We start from the raw sequence: 16,449 nt of genomic DNA, 5'->3' as shown, positions 1-16,449 counted from the left end.
GCTGTGACTACGGGATCACCGGCACGGTGAACAGATCCAGCCGGACCGGGCCGACCTTGCCAACGCGGTGGGGGACTGGGTCGCCCCAGAGCGTCGGGTACCAGTCGATTCCTCCGCATTTTCGGGCCGTACCAGCACAATTCGCGCAGCACAGATACACAAACGACGGAATAGCATCCGCTTTGGGAGCGGAAGGTGAACCGTTCGGTTCGGTTGAGCCGTCGGTAATGATCGCGAACCGCGTCCTGGGCAATTTGACCAGCGTGCGCAACCATCCGCTTTGGGCTTGTCCAGATCGCGTGCGCACGACCTTTCCCAAGCGACGGGGACGATGTGGTGTGAGTCCGGTCGTGCCGTGTCATGTCGGTAGCTACCGGACACAATGCCGATGGCAAGGACCCGCTTCAGACCATGATTGGCCACGATCCGATCACCCGGTTCGAGGTCGCGGAAGGCCAAGTTCGTGCTTGCCGCAGACTCGCACCGGCAGGTTGCGGCCGGTGAGAAACCAATGACTGCTTCAATTCGGTATCGCTGGTGTAGTGGGCGAGTGCGTCGGTCCCGCCCGTGTACGGGGTCGGCGCATCGCCATGTGTCACCGGTGGTTGGTCGGCTGCTGGACGAGAGCGTCGCAGAGCGAGCGGAACGACTCGCGGAGCAGGTCGCTGTAGTGCCCCAGGTCCGGCATCATCGACGTGTCCGTGCTGAACGAGATGACGATCTCCTTGCCCTGCGATGCGATCAGATGACGCAATCCGTCCCCGTCCATCGTCGGTAGGACACCGAAGATCCTGGCTATCGGTCTCCCGAGGAATTCGAGGTCGGTCGCGACCGGCGGGACGTTGCTGATGGTGGTGTTCATCAGGGGAACCGTTGTGGCCGTTTCGAAGGTGCGTTGGGCTCGGGCCCAGCCGGCCAGGCGGAGGAGCCAGGCGGGGGAGGTTTCTACTCGGGATTCGGTGCGGAGGACGGTGGGGGTGGTGGTGCGTTGTTTCTCGAGGGTTGCGGAGTGGTGGATGGCTTGGAGGCGGGGGAGGGGGTCGGGGATGTCGGTGTGGAGGTCGACGTACATTTGGCAGAGTTTGTTGGCGGAGGTCCATGTGGTGGTGTTGCGCATGGACATCGGGACCATGGCGGCGAGGGAATCGGTTGGGGGTTCGCCTTTTTCGGTCAGGTAGGTCGAGAGGGCCAAGGACACCGTGGTGAGCATCAGGTCGTTGACGGTGATGCGGGTGGGGGAGGCTGCTTTGGCTGCCTGGACTTCGGCTAGGGGGATGGTGACCAGGTCGAAGACGAGGGGATGGTGGATGCTGCGGTTGAAGCGGGTGGCGGGGCGGAGGGGGAGGGGCTGGTGGAGGTCGCCGGACTCGGCTCTGGCCGCGGTTTCGGCGGCGGCGGTGCGGGTGCGCAGGATGCCGGTGGCGAAGCGGGCGGTGCCGAGGGTGAGGGCGGTGGCGGTGCGTAGGGCGGTGGTGGGGGTGGGCCAGCCGGGGTTGAGAGTGACGGGCTGGGGTGGGGGTGTGGTGCCGAAGAGTTTCAGTTCGAGTTCCCGGGTGGCGACGCCATCGCCGACGCTGTGGTGGAACTTCAGGACGACGAAGGTGGTCGCGCCGGATAGGCCGGGAACGTCGCGGACTTGATCCAGGACATGGAGCTCCCACGGCGGGCGAGCGAGATCCATGCGGGTGCAGGTCAGGTCGGCGATGGCGCGACGGGCGTCGGCCCAGGTCTCCGGGGTGCTGAGGAAGACGTGGTCGTTCAGGTCGAGGATCGGGTCGGGCACCCAGTAGGGCAGGTCGAGATCCATGGGCAGACGTTGCAGCCGGCGGTGGAAGAGCTTCGACAACCCGAGCCGGGCACGCATCCATTCGGTGACCTGGTCATAGGTCAGTGGCGCCGCGGCGGTGAAGGCGTAGACGGCGATGATGTTGGATAGGTGGCGGTCGGTTTCGTCATAGACGAAAACGGCATCGCGGGGGGCTAATTGCTCGGGGCCCAAGCGCAATTCGGCGCTCTCCGACTGCCGCGAGCCGGTGAGCGCGTTTCGAACCAGATGCCTCATATTCCGAGCGACCCCGCGATCATCGGCCAAGAATCGTGCAAATCGTCCTGCCAGTAACCCCAGGAGTGCGTGCCCATCGGCCGGATGTTGTAGGTGATGTTGGTGCGGCCCAGTTCGGCAGTCCGCTGGGCCAGGCGGGTGGTGCAGAAGTTGGTTGCGGCTTCGATGGTTCCGCCGACGAGGGTTTGGTTGAGGAGTTTGCGGGTGTCGTTGTCGAGGCGGGCGTTGGCGAGGGTGTCGTGGATGCCGGGGAAGCCGCTGCCGCTGGAGATGTACATGGGGATGTTCGGCAGGCGGTGGGCTTGTAGGTAGGGGTCGTGCTCGCGCCACTGGTCGCTGTCGAAGGGGCCCCACATGTTCTCGGCCTCGCCGCCGCCCATGTCGATCACGGTTTTGACGAAGGCCTGGCCGATGGGGTCGCTGGTCATCGCGCAGCCGCTGTAGGCCGCGGCGCTGCGGTAGAGGGTGGGCGATTGGATGGTGAGGTCGAGGACCGAGGTGCCTGCCATGGAGATGCCGGCGAGGGCGTTGACGCCGGTGGTGCCGAAGGTCGAATCGATCACGGGGGGAAGCTCTTCGGTGAGGAAGGTGGCCCACATGTTGCGGCCGTTGTTCTCCAGGGTTTCGGCGAGGCCCTCGTCGGGGTTCAGCCAATCGGTGTAGTAGCTGAACGCGCCTTCCATCGGGATGACGACGTTGACGTGCTTGTCGGCGAAGAATTCGACGGCGTCGGTTTGGCCGAACCAGTTCGCCGCGTCCTCGCCGCCGCCCGCGCCGTTGAGCAGGTAGAGGGTCGGTGCGGGAGTGTGAGTGTCGCGGGGGCGCAGCACTTTCAGCGCGATCGAGCGCTGCATGGACGGTGCGAAGACCTTGATCTCGACCAGCTGACCGACGCCGGCGGATTGACTCACCACCACCGCGCCCGGATCGGCGGACGCCGTCGTCGCACCGACGGTCATCGACATCAATGCGAAAGCGCAAGCGGCCGAGGTGATTCCGCGCAACCTGCCAAGATTCATCGTCAACTACCGATCACATGAAGATCGGGGGCACCCGCGTACGCGGGCGCCCCCGGATCGTTGCCTGGGGACTACTTGCCGGGGGCGGGCGTGCCACCGCTCAGGGTGATCAGCGCGTTCACGATATTGGTGCCGTGCTCGCCGAGGCTCGCGGTACCCATGCCCAGAATGTCGATGAGCGATCCCATGGTCTTCTCCTAGCGTTCGTAAAGGTCGAGTCCAATGGACCCGGGGGATGAGATGCCCGGTTGTCAGGCGATGAAGGTCTTGAGGCCCTCGAGCGAACCGAGGAAGACGTCGAGCAGGCCGTCGCCGGCCACGGCCGAGCCGAGTGCGGGAATCAATGCGCCGAGCAGGTCGCTGAGCGAACCCATAGCGAATCTCCTTCTTTGAGACTTGGTGCGAAACCTCTCGGGCAGGACGAACGGAACCGAGAGGTAGGTCACGTAAGGGTCTCTACTGTGACGTGGGCAACATAGCAAGCGACCGTTTGTGTTGACAAGGGGCTGTTTCACACTTTGTCGGGTCATGGGATGTAAAGGCCGCTCAGTCAGCTGAAACGCAGGTCACGCCCCTGGAATTGGGGGCGGCGAAGGGGATCAGTCCTCGACGGCGAGGGCCTGACGGAAGGTGAGGCGGCGCTGGGTCTGCATCAGGGAGCGTCGGTAGACCTTCTCGGCGACGAGCACGATGCCGTAGGTGGCGACTGCCATCAGGGCCAAAGCGAGCATGGGTTCCCACCACGAGGCGGTGCCCTCGGCGAGCCGGGCGGGCATCGCGACGATCGACACGATGGGCACATAGGACGCCACGACACGCGCTGTACCAGACAGGAAAATTCCAGCAAACAACACGATCATGACGAACATGGTCATCGGCGTGGCCGTGGACTGGAGATCCTCACTGCGGGTGGCCAACGAGCCGGCCACCGCCCACAGCCCGGCCAGTGCGAGGAATCCGACGACAAAGAAGACGACGAACCAGCCCGCGGCACCGGCGATCTGCCCCACCTGACCGGCCCGGCCGGTGGCGGCCAAACCGATCAGGCCGGCGACGACGAACAGGGTGAGCTGAGCGAACGCCAGCACGGTGTTGCCCGCGACCTTGCCGATCAGTAACTGGCGGACCGGGATAGCGCTGGCGAGGATCTCGACGATGCGATTCTGCTTCTCCTCCACCACACTCTGCGCGATGGACATGCCGAACAGGATCGATGACAGATAGAACAGGAACGCGAACACGATCGCGACGATGGTGGCGAGCCCGGCATCGACGGCCGCCTCGTCGAGTAGGTCGTAGCTGACGGCGCTGCCGCGGGCGAGTTGTTCGAGCGTGACCCCGGCGGCGGTGGCGTTGTGCTCCAACGCGATCTGCTGGGCGGCGGCGGTGACGTAGGTCTTGACGTCGTCGTTTTCGGAGGTGTCGCCGATCAGTCGCCAGCCGCCGGGATCGGCCACCAGGCCCGCGTCGACAGTGCCGTCGCGCACCTGCTGTTCGAGCGCGGCCTCGTCGGCGACGCGGTGCGCGGTGAAGTCGACGTCGGCGTCGGCGTGTTCGGCGATGACATCGGCGGTGCTGATCACCTGGCCGGCAGCGGGATCGAGGATCGCCACATCGATCTTGTCGGTGCGGCTGGACAGGAAACCGCTGACGGCCAGCGATGCGACGATCGCCACGATGGTGATGACGGTGGAGATCAGGAAGTTCCGGTCGCGCAGTTTCACCGCGATCTCGCGCTGCGCGACGATCAGCCAGGCGCGTCGGGGTGCGGTACTCATGCGGTCACCTCGCGGAAGATCTCGGCAACGGACGGTCGGACCTCGGCCAGTTCGTGCACCGAGCCGCGGATGAGGGCTTCGGTGAGCAGCGCGTCGGTGCTGATGCCGTCCAGCTCCAGCAGGGCGGTCGAGGCGTTGCTCTCCACCACTCGGACGCCGCCGAATTCGTGCAGCCAGCCGGTGTCACCGCTGATCCGCAGCCGATGCCGGACCGGACCGGCGGCGCGCAGCTGCTCGGCCGAACCGTCGGCGACGACGCGGCCGTTCGCGAGGATGACCAGGTGGTCGCAGAGCCGCTCCACCAGGTCGAGTTGGTGTGAGGAGAACAGCACCGGCACGCCGCGTGCGGCGTACTGTCCCAGCAGGTCGGCCATGGCGTCGACGGCGACCGGATCCAAACCGGAGAACGGTTCGTCGAGGATCAGCGCGGTGGGATGGGCGATGAGGGCGGCCGCGATCTGGACGCGCTGCTGGTTGCCGAGTGACAGCGATTCGAGTTTGTCGGTGCCGCGATCCTGGAGGGAGAACCGTTCCAGCAGGTCGGCGGCCTGGTGTTTGGCTTCGGAGGGGGAAAGGCCGCGCAGTCGTGCCAGGTAGACGAGTTGATCGCGCACCGGCTGTTTCGGGTAGAGGCCGCGTTCCTCCGGCATGTAGCCGAACGTACGGCGATCATCGGCGGTGACCGGGCGGCCGTTCCAGGTGATCTCGCCGCCATGCGCCGCGAGGACACCCATGATCATCCGCATCGTGGTCGTTTTGCCCGCGCCGTTGGCGCCGACGAAGCCGGTCATCGTTCCGGGGGCGACGGCGAAAGAGACGTCGTCTACGGCGGTGTTGTCGCCGAATCTGCGCACCAGGTGTGCGACTTCCAGCATCTGGGATCCCCACTTCGTCGTCCGGTTGTGGCGCTACGAACTCCGAATTCGAGAGTACTGGGTGGATCCGGTGTACCCGGCGCTGGAAGTCTGGCCACGCCCGTTAGGGAGCCGCGGTGCGGGCATTCGGGTCGAAGCCGCCGGCGATTTCGTAGATCACGCCGGTGAAGGTTGCGGCGAAGAGGCGGCCGGTGGAGAAGCCTTGGCTGCCGCGGCCGTAGGTGACGACGCTGGTGAGGGGGTTGCCGGTGCTCAGGAGGCAGTACTGGTTCGGGGCATCGATGCGGATCACCTGGCCTGCGGTGTTCAGCGGGACGACCGGACGGTCGGCCGAATCCAGGGTCAGCCCATCGGGAGCGGAGAGCGCGTCCGCGCCGGTGAGGTCGAGCAGGGATTGCGGGGCCGCGGGGTTGGCGACCGGGATCCGGCTGACGCCGGGGTTGGCGAAAGTTCGCCCGACGTAGAGGAATTCGTCGTTGCGGTCGAGGACGGCGCCGTTCGCGCTCGGGAAGGAGGCCCAGTCGGGTTGGACCGCGCGGTTCGGATGGACTTTGCCGATCAGCGAACCGAAGTCGTTGGTGGCGTAGACGCTCCCGTCGCGTGCGGTGGTCATGCCGTTGGCGGCGCTGAGGCCCGCGGCGAACGGGGTGAATGCGCCGGTGTTCGGGTCCATTTCGACGATGCCTGCGTGGCGGAGGGTATCGCCGAGCGCCACTCGAGCGTCAGCGCCGTAGCCCACGAGCAGGGTGCCGCGCGGGGTCCAGGCCAAAGCGCCCGCTCCGCCGCTGGGCACGGTCGCGATCGGGACGGCCGGGGCGCCCGGAGCGTCGATCCGGTAGACGCGCCCGGTGTTGAGGTCTGTGGTGAACGCACGGCCGCGATCGTCGACCGTCAAGCCCTCCAGTGCGCCAGAGACCGAGGCCGCTACCGACGTCGGTTGCCCGGCGCCGGGACAGATCGGCGCCGCCTGCGCGCTCCCTGCCGCGAGAGTGGAGAACATCGCGGCCGAGACGATTGCCATACCCGCTGCGAGTGTCTTCATGGGGACATCCCATCACAGGGCACCCGCGCTCGACGGAGTTTTCGCAGTTCGCGGAGCTGGTCAGCTGCCGAAGCGCGCCAGTACGGAGCTGGCTTCCTGCGAGGCCGTACCTTCGTCGGCGAGATGGGCCATCGCGGGCGCGATGTCGCGTCCGTGATGCGCCATGGCCTGCGCGTACAGGCGCCCGGCCCGGTACGACGAGCGCACCAGCGGCCCCGCCATCACGCCGGCGAAACCGATCTCCTCGGCCACCTTCGAGTGCTCCACGAACTCTTCCGGCTTCACCCACCGGTCGACGGGATGGTGCCGAGGGGAGGGGCGCAGGTACTGGGTGATGGTGAGGATGTCGCAGCCGGCTTCGTGCAGGTCGCGCATGGCCTGGGTGACCTCGTCAGGGGTCTCGCCCATGCCGAGGATCAGGTTGGACTTGGTGACCAGGCCGGCCTCGCGGGCAGCGGTGAGCACTTCCAGCGAACGCTCGTAGCGGAAGGCCGGGCGGATGCGCTTGAACACGCGTGGCACGGTTTCCAGGTTGTGCGCCAGCACCTCCGGGCGCGAGGAGAAGACCTCGGCGAGCTGATCGGGCTTGGCGTTGAAATCGGGGATCAGCAGTTCGACGCCGGTGTTGGGGTTCAACGCCTTGATGGCGCGCACGGTTTCGGCGTAGAGCCAGGCCCCGCCGTCATCGAGGTCGTCGCGGGCGACGCCGGTGATGGTGGAGTAGCGCAGCCCCATGGCCTGCACGCTCTCGGCGACGCGGCGGGGCTCGTCGCGGTCCAGTGCGGCCGGCTTGCCGGTATCGATCTGGCAGAAATCGCAGCGGCGGGTGCACTGTTCACCGCCGATGAGGAAGGTGGCTTCGCGATCTTCCCAGCATTCGAAGATGTTCGGACAGCCGGCTTCTTCGCAGACGGTGTGCAGGCCTTCGCGTTTCACCAAGCCCTTGAGCTCGGAGTATTCGGGGCCCATGGTGGCGCGGGTGCGGATCCATTTGGGCTTGCGCTCGATCGGGGTCTCCGCGTTGCGCGCCTCGATGCGCAGCAGCTTTCGGCCTGCCGGTGCTTGTGCTGAGGTCACGAGTTCGACCTTACGCCGGTGGGATCGGCGGATGCGCCTGCCGTATCCCCGGGTGTGAGATGTTCGATATCGTGCGGCTGAACGGGAATTTCTCCGTTCAACGCGGCAACAATCGCCTCGGCCACCAGCGGGCGCACCTCGTCGACCGTGACGTCGCGGCCGAGCTCGCGCGAGAGGGTGGTGACGCCGGCGTCGCGGATGCCGCACGGGATGATCGCGCTGAACCCTTCCATCCCGGAATTGCAGTTGAGCGAGATGCCGTGCAGGGCCACGCCCCGCTGCACCCGCACACCGATGGCGGCGATCTTGCGTTCGGCGAGCGGGCCCGCGGCTGGCAACCAGACCCCGGAGCGGCCCTCGACGCGGCCGCAGCTGACGCCGAGACCGGTGCACACGGTGATGAGCGCTTCTTCCAGGCGACGCACGTAGTCGACGACGTCGACGGGTTCGGCGAGCCGGATGATCGGATAACCGACCAGCTGTCCGGGCCCGTGCCAGGTGATCTTGCCGCCGCGGTCCACCTCGACCACCGGGCTGCCGTCGATGGGCAGGTCCTCGGCTTCGGTGCGGCGGCCCGCGGTGAACACCGACGGGTGTTCCAGCAGCAGCAGATGATCGGCGCCGATTCCCTCGGCGCGCTGGGCGGCGATCTCGCGTTGGCGATCCCAGGCCTGGTGGTAGTCGATGAGTCCCAGGTTCTCGACGACGACGGGTGTGGTGTCGAAGCGAGCCGACCGGGTGACGGAGCGCGTGTGGTTCACGGTCACGACGTTACGCCAGTCGCTGTGGGTCGGACGCGGGCGTGTCGTCGCTGCCGGCGGGCCACGACGCGGGATCGCCGAGACCGATCGTCAGTTGCATGAGGGTGAGGTCCAGCCAGCGGCCGAACTTGATGCCGACCTGGGGCAGCACGCCGACGGTGCGGAAGCCGAAACGCTCGTGCAGCGCGATCGAACCGGTGTTGCCCGCCTCGATGGCCGCCACCATGACGTGTACGTCGCCCGCGGCGCGCGCTCGCGCGATCAGCTCGGTGAGCAGCGCCGAAGCGATACCGCGGCGATGAAAACGGTCGGCGACGTACACCGAATTCTCCACGGTGTGCCGGTATCCGGACTTCGGCCGCCACGTTCCGTAACTGGCGTAACCGGCCAGTTCGCCGTCGACCTCGGCGATCAGCACCGGACGCCCGGCCTCGGTGCGCTCGCGCAGCCAGGCCCGCCGGTTGTCGAGGCCGACCAGTTCCTCGTCCCAGATCGCGGTGGTTTCGGCGATGGCGCGATTGTGGATATCGAGGATCGCCAGCAGGTCACCGTCGGTGGCGTCGCGGATGACGGTGGCAGAGCGCGTGTCCAGCGTCATCGGTGGTTACCGCCTACCGCCGCCGCGAGCGCCGCACCGATGGTGGGGTGCTGGAACTGAAATCCCGCCGCCTCCAACACGGTGGGAATCGCGCGCGGGCCGTGCAGGATTCCCTCTTGCGCGAATTCGCCGAGGACCGCGCGCAGCGCGAACGCGGGGACCACCAGCGGTGTGGGCCGGTGCACCGCGCGGCCGAACGCGCGATTGAACTCGGCATTGGTCACCGGCGCGGGGCCCACGGAGTTGATCGGCCCCGAGATCGCGTCGTTGGTCAGTGCGAACAGGATCGCGCCGATCTCGTCGTCCAGCGAGATCCACGGCGTGTACTGGCGCCCGTTGCCGAGCCGCCCACCCAGCCCGAGCTGGTACAGCGGTTTCAGCATGCCGAGCATGCCGCCGTTGCGGGCCAGCACCACGGCGCTGCGCAACAGCACGGTGCGGGTGCCCGCGGCGCTGGCCGGCAGCGTCGCGGCTTCCCAATCCCGGCACAGGGTGGCCAGGAAACCGGTGCCCGGCGGGGTGGATTCCTCCACCACGCGGTCGCCGGTCTCGCCACCGTAGATGTGCACGCCGCTGGCGTTGATCAGCACCGGCACCCCGGCGGAGGCGATGGCGGCGGCCAGCACGTCGGTCGGGGTGATCCGGCTGTCACGCAGCTCCTGTTTGTAGCTGCCGGTCCAGCGGCGGGTGCCGATGCTCGCCCCGCACAGGTTCACCACGGCATCGGCGCCGCGTAACGCCTGCTCGTCCAGATCGGCGCGGGCTGGATCCCACACGTACTCGTCCGCCGCGGCGGCCGGACGGCGCACCAAGCGGACGACCTGGTGCCCGTCGCGGCGCAATGCCGCGACGAGCGCCGTCCCGATCAATCCGGACGAGCCGGCGATCACGACCTTCATGCGTGACCTTCCCGGTTACAGGCCGAGGTCAGCCTCGAACGCCGCCTCTTCGAGCCGATGCCGGATGGTGGTGAGGAATCGGCCCGCGTCGGCACCGTCGATGAGGCGGTGATCGTAGGTCAGCGGCAGGTAGCACATGGAGCGCACGCCGATCGACTCGTTGCCGGTCTCGTCGGTGACCACGACCGGACGCTTGACGATCGCACCCGTGCCGAGCATGGCCGCCTGCGGCGGAACCAGGATCGGGGTGTCGAACAGCGCGCCCTGGCTGCCGATGTTGGTGATGGTGAAGGTGCCGCCGGCCAGCTCATCGGGCTTGAGACCACCGTTGCGGGCACGATCGGCGATATCGGCGATCGCGCGCGCGAGGCCCGCAAGCGAGAGGTCGCTGGCGTTGTGGATCACCGGGGAGAGCAGGCCCTGCTCGGTGTCCACGGCGATGCCGAGGTGCACCGCGGCGTGGTAGGTGATCTCCTTGGTGCCCTCGTCATAGCTGGCGTTGACGTTCGGGTGCACACCGAGCGCCTCGACCACGGCCTTGGCGAAGAACGGCAGGAACGTCAGGTTGACGCCTTCGCGCTCCTTGAACGCGGCCTTGGCTTGCGCCCGCAGGGCCGCGATCTTGGTGACGTCGGCCTCGTGCACCTGGGTCAGCTGCGCGGTGGTCTGCAACGATTCCCGCGTCTTGGTCGCGGTGATCTGCCGGATCCGGTTGGCCTTCTGAGTGGTGCCACGCAGATGCGCCAGTTCCGGCTTCGCGGCGGCCGGCGCCTTCGCGGCCGGAGCAGCCTTGGCGGGTGCGGCGGCGGCCGGAGCCGGAGCCTTCTTCGCCTCGGCGGCGGCGAGCACGTCCTGCTTGCGGATGCGGCCACCGACACCGGAACCGGTGAGCGTGGACAGGTCCACGCCGTTCTCCTCGGCCAGCTTGCGCACCAGCGGAGTGACGTACGGCGTGGCGCCGTTGCCGGCGGGGGCGGGTGCCGTGGCGGCGGGAGCCTGGGCGGGCGCGGGCTGTGCGGGGGGTGCGGGCTGCGGAGCCGGCGCGGGCTGCGGGGCCGGTGCGGGCTTGGGTTCGGGAGCCGGAGCCGGAGCCGGGGCCGGTGCGGGCTGCGGGGCGGCAGCCGCCGGAGCAGGCTCGGGCTTGGGTTCGGGCTTGGGCTCAGGTGCCGGAGCCGGCGCGGCGGCGGGCGAACCGCTGCCGATGACGCCGAGCTGTCCGCCGACGGAGACGGTGTCGTCTTCCTGCGCGGTGATCTCCAGCAGCGTGCCCGCGACCGGGGACGGGATCTCGGTGTCGACCTTGTCGGTGGAGACCTCGAGCAGCGGCTCGTCGACGGCGACCTCGTCACCGACGGCCTTGAGCCAGCGGGTGACGGTGCCCTCGGTGACGGATTCGCCGAGTTCGGGCATGTTCACCGGGGTGCCGGAGGCGGCGTCGCCGGACGTCTGCGCGGCGGGAGCCTGTTCGGCGGGAGCCGGGGCCTCTTCGGCCGGAGCCCGCTCGGCCGGCGCCTGCGCGGCGGGTTCGGGTTCGGGGGCCGGTTCCGGGGCGGCGGCGGGTTCGGGGGCCTCGGCCGGTGCCGGAGCGGCGGCCTCGCCCGCATCGCTGATGATGCCGAGTTCGCCACCGACCTCGACGACATCATCTTCCTGGGCGACGATCTTCGACAGCACACCCGCCGTGGGGGACGGGATCTCGGTGTCGACCTTATCGGTGGAGACTTCGAGCAGCGGCTCGTCGACCTCGACCGTGTCTCCTTCCTGCTTCAGCCACCTGGTCACCGTTCCCTCGGTGACGCTCTCACCAAGAGCGGGCATCTGGACGGAGAAGGCCATGTCCGTTGACTCCTCTGACTGCTCGACGGGTCTACAACAGTTCGTACCCCGGTGGTAGCTCGCCGCGGGTCGTGGCGAAATACCGGCCGCGCGTGGCTCCGGGGGTCCGTGTGGTTCTTGTACCGGGAACCATCCTTGCACTTATGGGCTCGCGACGTCGCAGAGGGCGTCCCTCAGCCGGGAACTGGCAATATGGACTTACCGGTAACAACGACGGTTCCGGCGGGGGACGAGGAGGTCAGCGCGCGTGGGTTTGCTCGATCGTTTCCGCCGGGGTGCGCGCAAGCAGGTGAAAGCTACTCGCGGGTACGGAAATGACGCCCGCTATCTGGCCGAGTGGGTACACACTCACACCGGCGTCGAGGGCTTCATCGAACCGAAGACGACGATCACCGACGTGACCGTGGTGCTGGTGGCCGCCGACGGCGAATGGACGCGCCGGGCCATCGGTGAGCGCGGCGCCCGGAATCTCGCCCGCGACCTGCGTATTCCCGTTTACGACGTGCACAAGACCGGTTACCCGCAGCGGATGCGTGATTACGACGCGCGGCGGCGGATCGAGCGGAAACGTCAGATCGAACGGGATCTCGAGGATCTCTAGCGGAGTGCACGGCTGACGGGCGTGGATCAGGGGACCGGCCGGTGTCCGAGGGGCCGATACGGCGTGGGATCGGCCGTTGTCCGAGGGGCCGGGAGGGTGTGGGATCGGCCGTTGTCCGAGGGGCCGGGAGGGTGTGGGATCGGCCGTTGTCCGAGGGGCCGGGAGGATATGGGATCGGCTGTTGTCCGAGGGGTCGATACGGCGTGGGATCGGCTGTCGTCCGAGGGGCCGGGAGGGTGTGGGATCGGCCGTTGTCCGAGGGGCCGACTGGTCGCGGGGCCGGCTGTCGCCCGGGTGCCGGCAGGGCGCGGGGCCGTCGATCCACGTAGCTCCCGGGGACCGAAGCAACCAGGATTCCCGTGCTGTCCCAGCATGATCACCGCATCGGCTGCCCGGGAGCTGCCCGCGGCCGGGGACAGGAAGTACGTTTCGCCCGCATCTGAGCGACAACTCGCGCGACTGTCGCTCGAAGTCGCTGAATTGTCGCTCCAATGCGGGCGAAAAGCATACCTGCCGGGGCGGCGTGCGCGTCTGGGACGCCGCCCCGGCTGGTCGTGCCCACTACTCCGCGGCGATGTCCTCGAGCACCGCGATGAGCGTGCGGACCGGAACGCCGGTGCCGCCCTTGCCGATGTAGCCGAACGGGCCGCCGGTGTTGTAGGCCGGGCCCGCGATGTCGACGTGCGCCCACTGCACCCCCTCGGGCACGAACTCCTTCAGGTACAGCCCGGCCGCGAGCATGCCGCCCCACCGATGCGGGGTGACGTTGGCCAGATCGGCGACCTTGGAGTTGAGGTCCGAGCGCAGTTCGGCGGGCAACGGCATGGCCCAGCCGTTCTCGCCGACCTCGCGCGAGATGCGGGCGACGCGATCGCGGAAATCGTCGGTGCCCATCACGCCGGGGGTGCGGGTTCCGAGGGCGACCATTTGCGCACCGGTGAGGGTGGCGACGTCGATGAGGTAATCCGGCTCGTCCTCGCCGGCGCGGACGATGGCGTCGGCCAGGATGAGCCTGCCCTCGGCGTCGGTATTGATCACCTCGACCGTGGTGCCGCCGTACTGGGTGAGTACATCGCCGGGACGCTGGGCGGTGGCCGATGGCATGTTCTCGGCCATCGGCACGGTCGCGGTGACGGTGATCGGCAGGCTCAGCCGCGCCGCGAGCAGCGCGGTGGCCACGACCGCGGCCGCGCCGGCCATGTCCGAGGTCATGTTCTCCATGTTCTGCGCCGGCTTGATGGAGATACCGCCGGTGTCGAAGGTGATGCCCTTACCGACCAGCGCGACCTTCTTCGGGCCGCCCTCGTAGGTGAGCCGCACCAGGCGCGGCGGGCGCGAGGAGCCCTTGCCGACGCCGATGATGCCGCCGTAACCGCCTGCCTCCAAAGCCTTCTCGTCGAGAACCTCGACCTCGAGCCCGGCGGCTTCGGCCAGCACCTGGGCGCGCGCGGCGAACTCGGCGGGGTAGAGGTGGCTGGGCGGGGTGTTGACGAAATCGCGTGCGGTGGCGACCGCTTCGGCCACCAGCTGCGCGCGCAAGAGTTCGGTGATGCCGAAACCCGGGTCGGGCACCAGCAATTCGACGCGCACCACCGGACGTTCGTCGGGCTTGGGTGCCGTCTTGTCCGAGCGGAACGGGGTGAACGAGTAGGCGCCCAGGTAGAAGCCCTCCGCCGCGGCGGCGAGGTCGAGCCCGGACAGGGTGGTCGACACCAGTTCGGTGCCCGACAGCGAACGCGCGGCGACACCGGCCGAGCGGCGGATCTGCTCGGCGTCGAGCTTGTCGGGGCTGCCGAGACCGACGGCGAGCACGCTGGTGACGTTGTCGAGCGCGGCGGGCGCGGGAATGCGGGTGAGCTCCTCGGCCTTGCCCTTGGCGCCGACGGCGCCGAGCTGGTCGAGCAGTTCCGCGCGCACCTCGGGACCGAGCACGTCACTGAACAGGTCCTCGGGCACGATGGCCGGACCATCCTCGGAGGATGTCAGCCCGATGACGAGGACATCGGTGTCGGGGCCGATGGATTCGGTGCGATGCAGTTCGGGGCCCAGCGGGCGATCAGCGACAGCGGTCATGGCCTCAGGCTAGCGGCGGCGCCTCGATCGGCGAGCGCGACCTCGGGCGAATCCACGGCAGCGGCGCGGGTCAGGGCGCGGAGTTTCGCCGGTACCGGGCGGCGACACCATCGAGCAGCAGGTCGATGCCCGCCTCGATCACGCCGTCGAAATCGATGTCGGGGGGACCCGTGTCGCCGAACAGCTTGTGCATCACCGGGCGTGCGGCCGGATCGAGCAGCTCGGCCAAGTCGGCGTGCACCTGCTCAGCGAGATGGGCATCCGGGTCCAGCGCGCGTTCGACGTACTCCGCACTCCACATCAGCGCGATGCCCTGCACCACACCGGATAGGGCGAGGTAGATCGACAGGATCTCGTGCGGCGTCATGGACGGCTGGTCCAGCGCGCTGAACGTGCGCTCCAGCATGTCGAACAGGGCGGGACCGACCGGTGGCCTGGTGCGCGCCAGTACCGGAAGCAACCATGGATGACGCTGGTAGAGCTGCCATTCCTGGTGTGCTTCATGAGCGACGAGCTCGCGCCATCCGGTCAGCTCCGGTGGCGGGGGCGGTACCTCGGCCAAGACCAGTTCGGTCATCGCGGCCAGGAGGGCCTCGCGGTCGGCGTAGTGGCGGTACAGCGCGGCGGTGGCAACGCCGAGTTCGCCGGCCAGCCGGCGAGTGGACAGGCCGTCGAGGCCGAACCGGTCGGCCAGATCGACCGCGGTCCGGGCGATGGTGACGGCGGTCAGCGGTGTGCCCGAGGCGCGGCGGCGGGTGGGTGCGGCGCGATGCGCCGGCGTGAGCGCGTCACGTCGCGCCCGGTAGGCGCGGGCTTGGCAGGCGCGCGAGCAATAGCGGCGACGGCGACCGCGGGCCGGATGGGCGAGGGCAGCTCCGCAGGTCACGCACGCGTCCGAGGGCGCACGGTCGGCGTGTTCCGTGATCGCCCCGGCAACGCCGCCCGATGCCCTCGGGAGCGGGCCGCTTGCCGTCGTCCGATCGGTTCGGCCGCGCGCGGATGGTGCGCGGCCGGGCCTGCGCGTTAGGTGCGTGCTGGCGTCGGATGTCGTCGAAGCCGCCATTTCCACACAGTAGGCAGTGTGACGAAATGATGGCAAGGGCGTTGGTGTCGCTCTACTTTGGCAACCGAAGACACTGTTCGCAGCGGGAGGAAGTAGTCATGGGTGACACGCTGACGGTGCGTCGGGCGACCGAGGCGGATCGGGATCCGGTGATCGAGGCGTTCGGCAAGTGCTCGGACGAGGCGGTGACCGCGTGGGTCTTGGAGGGGCATCCGATCGAGCCGTTCATCGACCAGCACGTGCCGATGATCATCGACCGCGGCCTGAAAGAGGACGAGATCTGGATCGCGGGCTCCGGCGACGACATCTGGGCGGTGTCGATCTGGCAGCACGTCACCTCGCCGGAGCGGTTCCTGGCCGATGCGGAGGAGGCGCGGGCGATGCGGCAGCAGGCGCCGGACCTCAGCATCGCGCGCCGGTTGGAAACGCTGACGGCGCTGCTCGCCGCAGAACACCCGCGGGAATTCCCGCATCGGTACCTCCAGGTGATCGTCACCGTGCCCGAACATCGCGGTAAAGGTGCAGGCGCCGCGATCATCGGCGATCGGTTGACGGTGTATTCGGCCGAGCAGATGCCCGCGTTCCTGGAGGCCAGCACCGAACGCTCGTCGCGGCTGTACAAGCGCTGCGGATTCGAGGCCACCGGCACCACCCATCCGCTCCCGGAGAACGGGCCGACGCTGATCCCGATGTGGTTCCGGCCCTGATCGCGCAGCCGGACGGCCGGGGGCTGCGGCTCGGCCGGTGCCTGCCGGTCGCTGTTCT

The 16,449-nt window shown here is 68.3% G+C and carries 16 protein-coding genes; 2 read left to right on the top strand and 14 right to left on the bottom strand.

The annotated features are described in order from the left end of the window. Positions 1 to 15: 15 nt before the first annotated feature. From AC4HOU_RS20650 to sucB, 12 genes are all read right to left on the bottom strand, one after another. Complete coding sequence (locus tag AC4HOU_RS20650) at positions 16 to 459, bottom strand: DUF8426 domain-containing protein (RefSeq protein WP_490724962.1); 444 nt, start codon at positions 457 to 459, stop codon at positions 16 to 18. Positions 460 to 595: 136 nt separating this feature from the next. Next, positions 596 to 2,062, bottom strand: a complete 1,467-nt coding sequence (locus tag AC4HOU_RS20645; RefSeq protein WP_490724961.1) for a wax ester/triacylglycerol synthase family O-acyltransferase — start codon at positions 2,060 to 2,062, stop codon at positions 596 to 598. After that, entirely contained in the window at positions 2,059 to 3,027 is a 969-nt protein-coding gene (locus AC4HOU_RS20640) for an alpha/beta hydrolase (protein ID WP_163816798.1), read from the bottom strand. The genes AC4HOU_RS20645 and AC4HOU_RS20640 overlap by 4 nt, the downstream gene beginning before the upstream one ends. A gap of 305 nt (positions 3,028 to 3,332) precedes the next feature. Next, the gene (locus tag AC4HOU_RS20635) at positions 3,333 to 3,455 is read right to left on the bottom strand and encodes a hypothetical protein (RefSeq protein ID WP_014350045.1); all 123 of its coding nucleotides are present in this window, start codon (positions 3,453 to 3,455) and stop codon (positions 3,333 to 3,335) included. Between the two features lie 225 nt (positions 3,456 to 3,680). Continuing rightward, positions 3,681 to 4,859, bottom strand: coding sequence for an ABC transporter permease (locus AC4HOU_RS20630; protein ID WP_194992590.1), 1,179 nt, complete (start codon positions 4,857 to 4,859; stop codon positions 3,681 to 3,683). Continuing rightward, positions 4,856 to 5,734: an ABC transporter ATP-binding protein gene (locus tag AC4HOU_RS20625; protein ID WP_490724960.1), complete on the bottom strand. Its 879-nt coding sequence runs from the start codon at positions 5,732 to 5,734 to the stop codon at positions 4,856 to 4,858. Before AC4HOU_RS20625 ends, AC4HOU_RS20630 begins: the two co-directional genes overlap by 4 nt. A gap of 103 nt (positions 5,735 to 5,837) precedes the next feature. Beyond that, the gene (locus AC4HOU_RS20620; protein WP_490724959.1) at positions 5,838 to 6,776 is read right to left on the bottom strand and encodes an SMP-30/gluconolactonase/LRE family protein; all 939 of its coding nucleotides are present in this window, start codon (positions 6,774 to 6,776) and stop codon (positions 5,838 to 5,840) included. Between the two features lie 60 nt (positions 6,777 to 6,836). Then, positions 6,837 to 7,853, bottom strand: coding sequence for a lipoyl synthase (lipA, locus tag AC4HOU_RS20615; RefSeq protein ID WP_163816783.1), 1,017 nt, complete (start codon positions 7,851 to 7,853; stop codon positions 6,837 to 6,839). Further along, positions 7,850 to 8,614, bottom strand: coding sequence for a lipoyl(octanoyl) transferase LipB (lipB, locus tag AC4HOU_RS20610; RefSeq protein ID WP_490724958.1), 765 nt, complete (start codon positions 8,612 to 8,614; stop codon positions 7,850 to 7,852). The genes lipA and lipB overlap by 4 nt, the downstream gene beginning before the upstream one ends. Positions 8,615 to 8,624: 10 nt before the next feature. Further along, positions 8,625 to 9,212: a GNAT family N-acetyltransferase gene (locus AC4HOU_RS20605; protein WP_163816779.1), complete on the bottom strand. Its 588-nt coding sequence runs from the start codon at positions 9,210 to 9,212 to the stop codon at positions 8,625 to 8,627. Next, on the bottom strand, positions 9,209 to 10,111 hold the full coding sequence (locus AC4HOU_RS20600) for a TIGR01777 family oxidoreductase (protein ID WP_490724957.1): 903 nt from the start codon (positions 10,109 to 10,111) through the stop codon (positions 9,209 to 9,211). The genes AC4HOU_RS20605 and AC4HOU_RS20600 overlap by 4 nt, the downstream gene beginning before the upstream one ends. A 15-nt stretch (positions 10,112 to 10,126) precedes the next feature. Continuing rightward, on the bottom strand, positions 10,127 to 11,947 hold the full coding sequence (sucB, locus tag AC4HOU_RS20595) for a 2-oxoglutarate dehydrogenase, E2 component, dihydrolipoamide succinyltransferase (RefSeq protein ID WP_490724956.1): 1,821 nt from the start codon (positions 11,945 to 11,947) through the stop codon (positions 10,127 to 10,129). Between the two features lie 247 nt (positions 11,948 to 12,194). On the opposite strand from sucB, the gene AC4HOU_RS20590 reads away from it, so the two are divergent. Continuing rightward, the gene (locus tag AC4HOU_RS20590) at positions 12,195 to 12,548 is read left to right on the top strand and encodes an oxidoreductase (RefSeq protein WP_490724955.1); all 354 of its coding nucleotides are present in this window, start codon (positions 12,195 to 12,197) and stop codon (positions 12,546 to 12,548) included. A 561-nt stretch (positions 12,549 to 13,109) separates the two neighbouring features. Here AC4HOU_RS20590 and AC4HOU_RS20585 read toward each other — a convergent pair. Next, on the bottom strand, positions 13,110 to 14,621 hold the full coding sequence (locus AC4HOU_RS20585) for a leucyl aminopeptidase (protein ID WP_194989900.1): 1,512 nt from the start codon (positions 14,619 to 14,621) through the stop codon (positions 13,110 to 13,112). 70 nt (positions 14,622 to 14,691) lie between these two features. After that, the gene (locus AC4HOU_RS20580; RefSeq protein ID WP_490724954.1) at positions 14,692 to 15,507 is read right to left on the bottom strand and encodes a TetR/AcrR family transcriptional regulator; all 816 of its coding nucleotides are present in this window, start codon (positions 15,505 to 15,507) and stop codon (positions 14,692 to 14,694) included. A gap of 275 nt (positions 15,508 to 15,782) precedes the next feature. Between AC4HOU_RS20580 and AC4HOU_RS20575 the strand changes: the two genes are divergently transcribed. Then, on the top strand, positions 15,783 to 16,391 hold the full coding sequence (locus tag AC4HOU_RS20575) for a GNAT family N-acetyltransferase (protein ID WP_490724953.1): 609 nt from the start codon (positions 15,783 to 15,785) through the stop codon (positions 16,389 to 16,391). The last annotated feature ends 58 nt before the right edge of the window (positions 16,392 to 16,449 follow it).

The organism is Nocardia sp. JCM 38205, assembly GCF_058222935.1.
The sequence above is the reverse complement of the archived record's forward strand: the minus strand, read 5'-3'. Positions and strand labels throughout refer to the sequence as shown.

Coding starts and splice junctions, on each gene's coding strand:
- AC4HOU_RS20600 (WP_490724957.1), bottom strand. CDS start 10,111: ATGAAGGTCGTGATCGCCGGCTCGTCCGGATTGATCGGGACGGCGCTC.
- sucB (WP_490724956.1), bottom strand. CDS start 11,947: ATGGCCTTCTCCGTCCAGATGCCCGCTCTTGGTGAGAGCGTCACCGAG.
- AC4HOU_RS20620 (WP_490724959.1), bottom strand. CDS start 6,776: ATGAAGACACTCGCAGCGGGTATGGCAATCGTCTCGGCCGCGATGTTC.
- AC4HOU_RS20625 (WP_490724960.1), bottom strand. CDS start 5,734: ATGCTGGAAGTCGCACACCTGGTGCGCAGATTCGGCGACAACACCGCC.
- AC4HOU_RS20645 (WP_490724961.1), bottom strand. CDS start 2,062: ATGAGGCATCTGGTTCGAAACGCGCTCACCGGCTCGCGGCAGTCGGAG.
- AC4HOU_RS20640 (WP_163816798.1), bottom strand. CDS start 3,027: ATGTCGATGACCGTCGGTGCGACGACGGCGTCCGCCGATCCGGGCGCG.
- AC4HOU_RS20605 (WP_163816779.1), bottom strand. CDS start 9,212: ATGACGCTGGACACGCGCTCTGCCACCGTCATCCGCGACGCCACCGAC.
- AC4HOU_RS20630 (WP_194992590.1), bottom strand. CDS start 4,859: ATGAGTACCGCACCCCGACGCGCCTGGCTGATCGTCGCGCAGCGCGAG.
- AC4HOU_RS20635 (WP_014350045.1), bottom strand. CDS start 3,455: ATGGGTTCGCTCAGCGACCTGCTCGGCGCATTGATTCCCGCACTCGGC.
- AC4HOU_RS20585 (WP_194989900.1), bottom strand. CDS start 14,621: ATGACCGCTGTCGCTGATCGCCCGCTGGGCCCCGAACTGCATCGCACC.
- AC4HOU_RS20575 (WP_490724953.1), top strand. CDS start 15,783: ATGGGTGACACGCTGACGGTGCGTCGGGCGACCGAGGCGGATCGGGAT.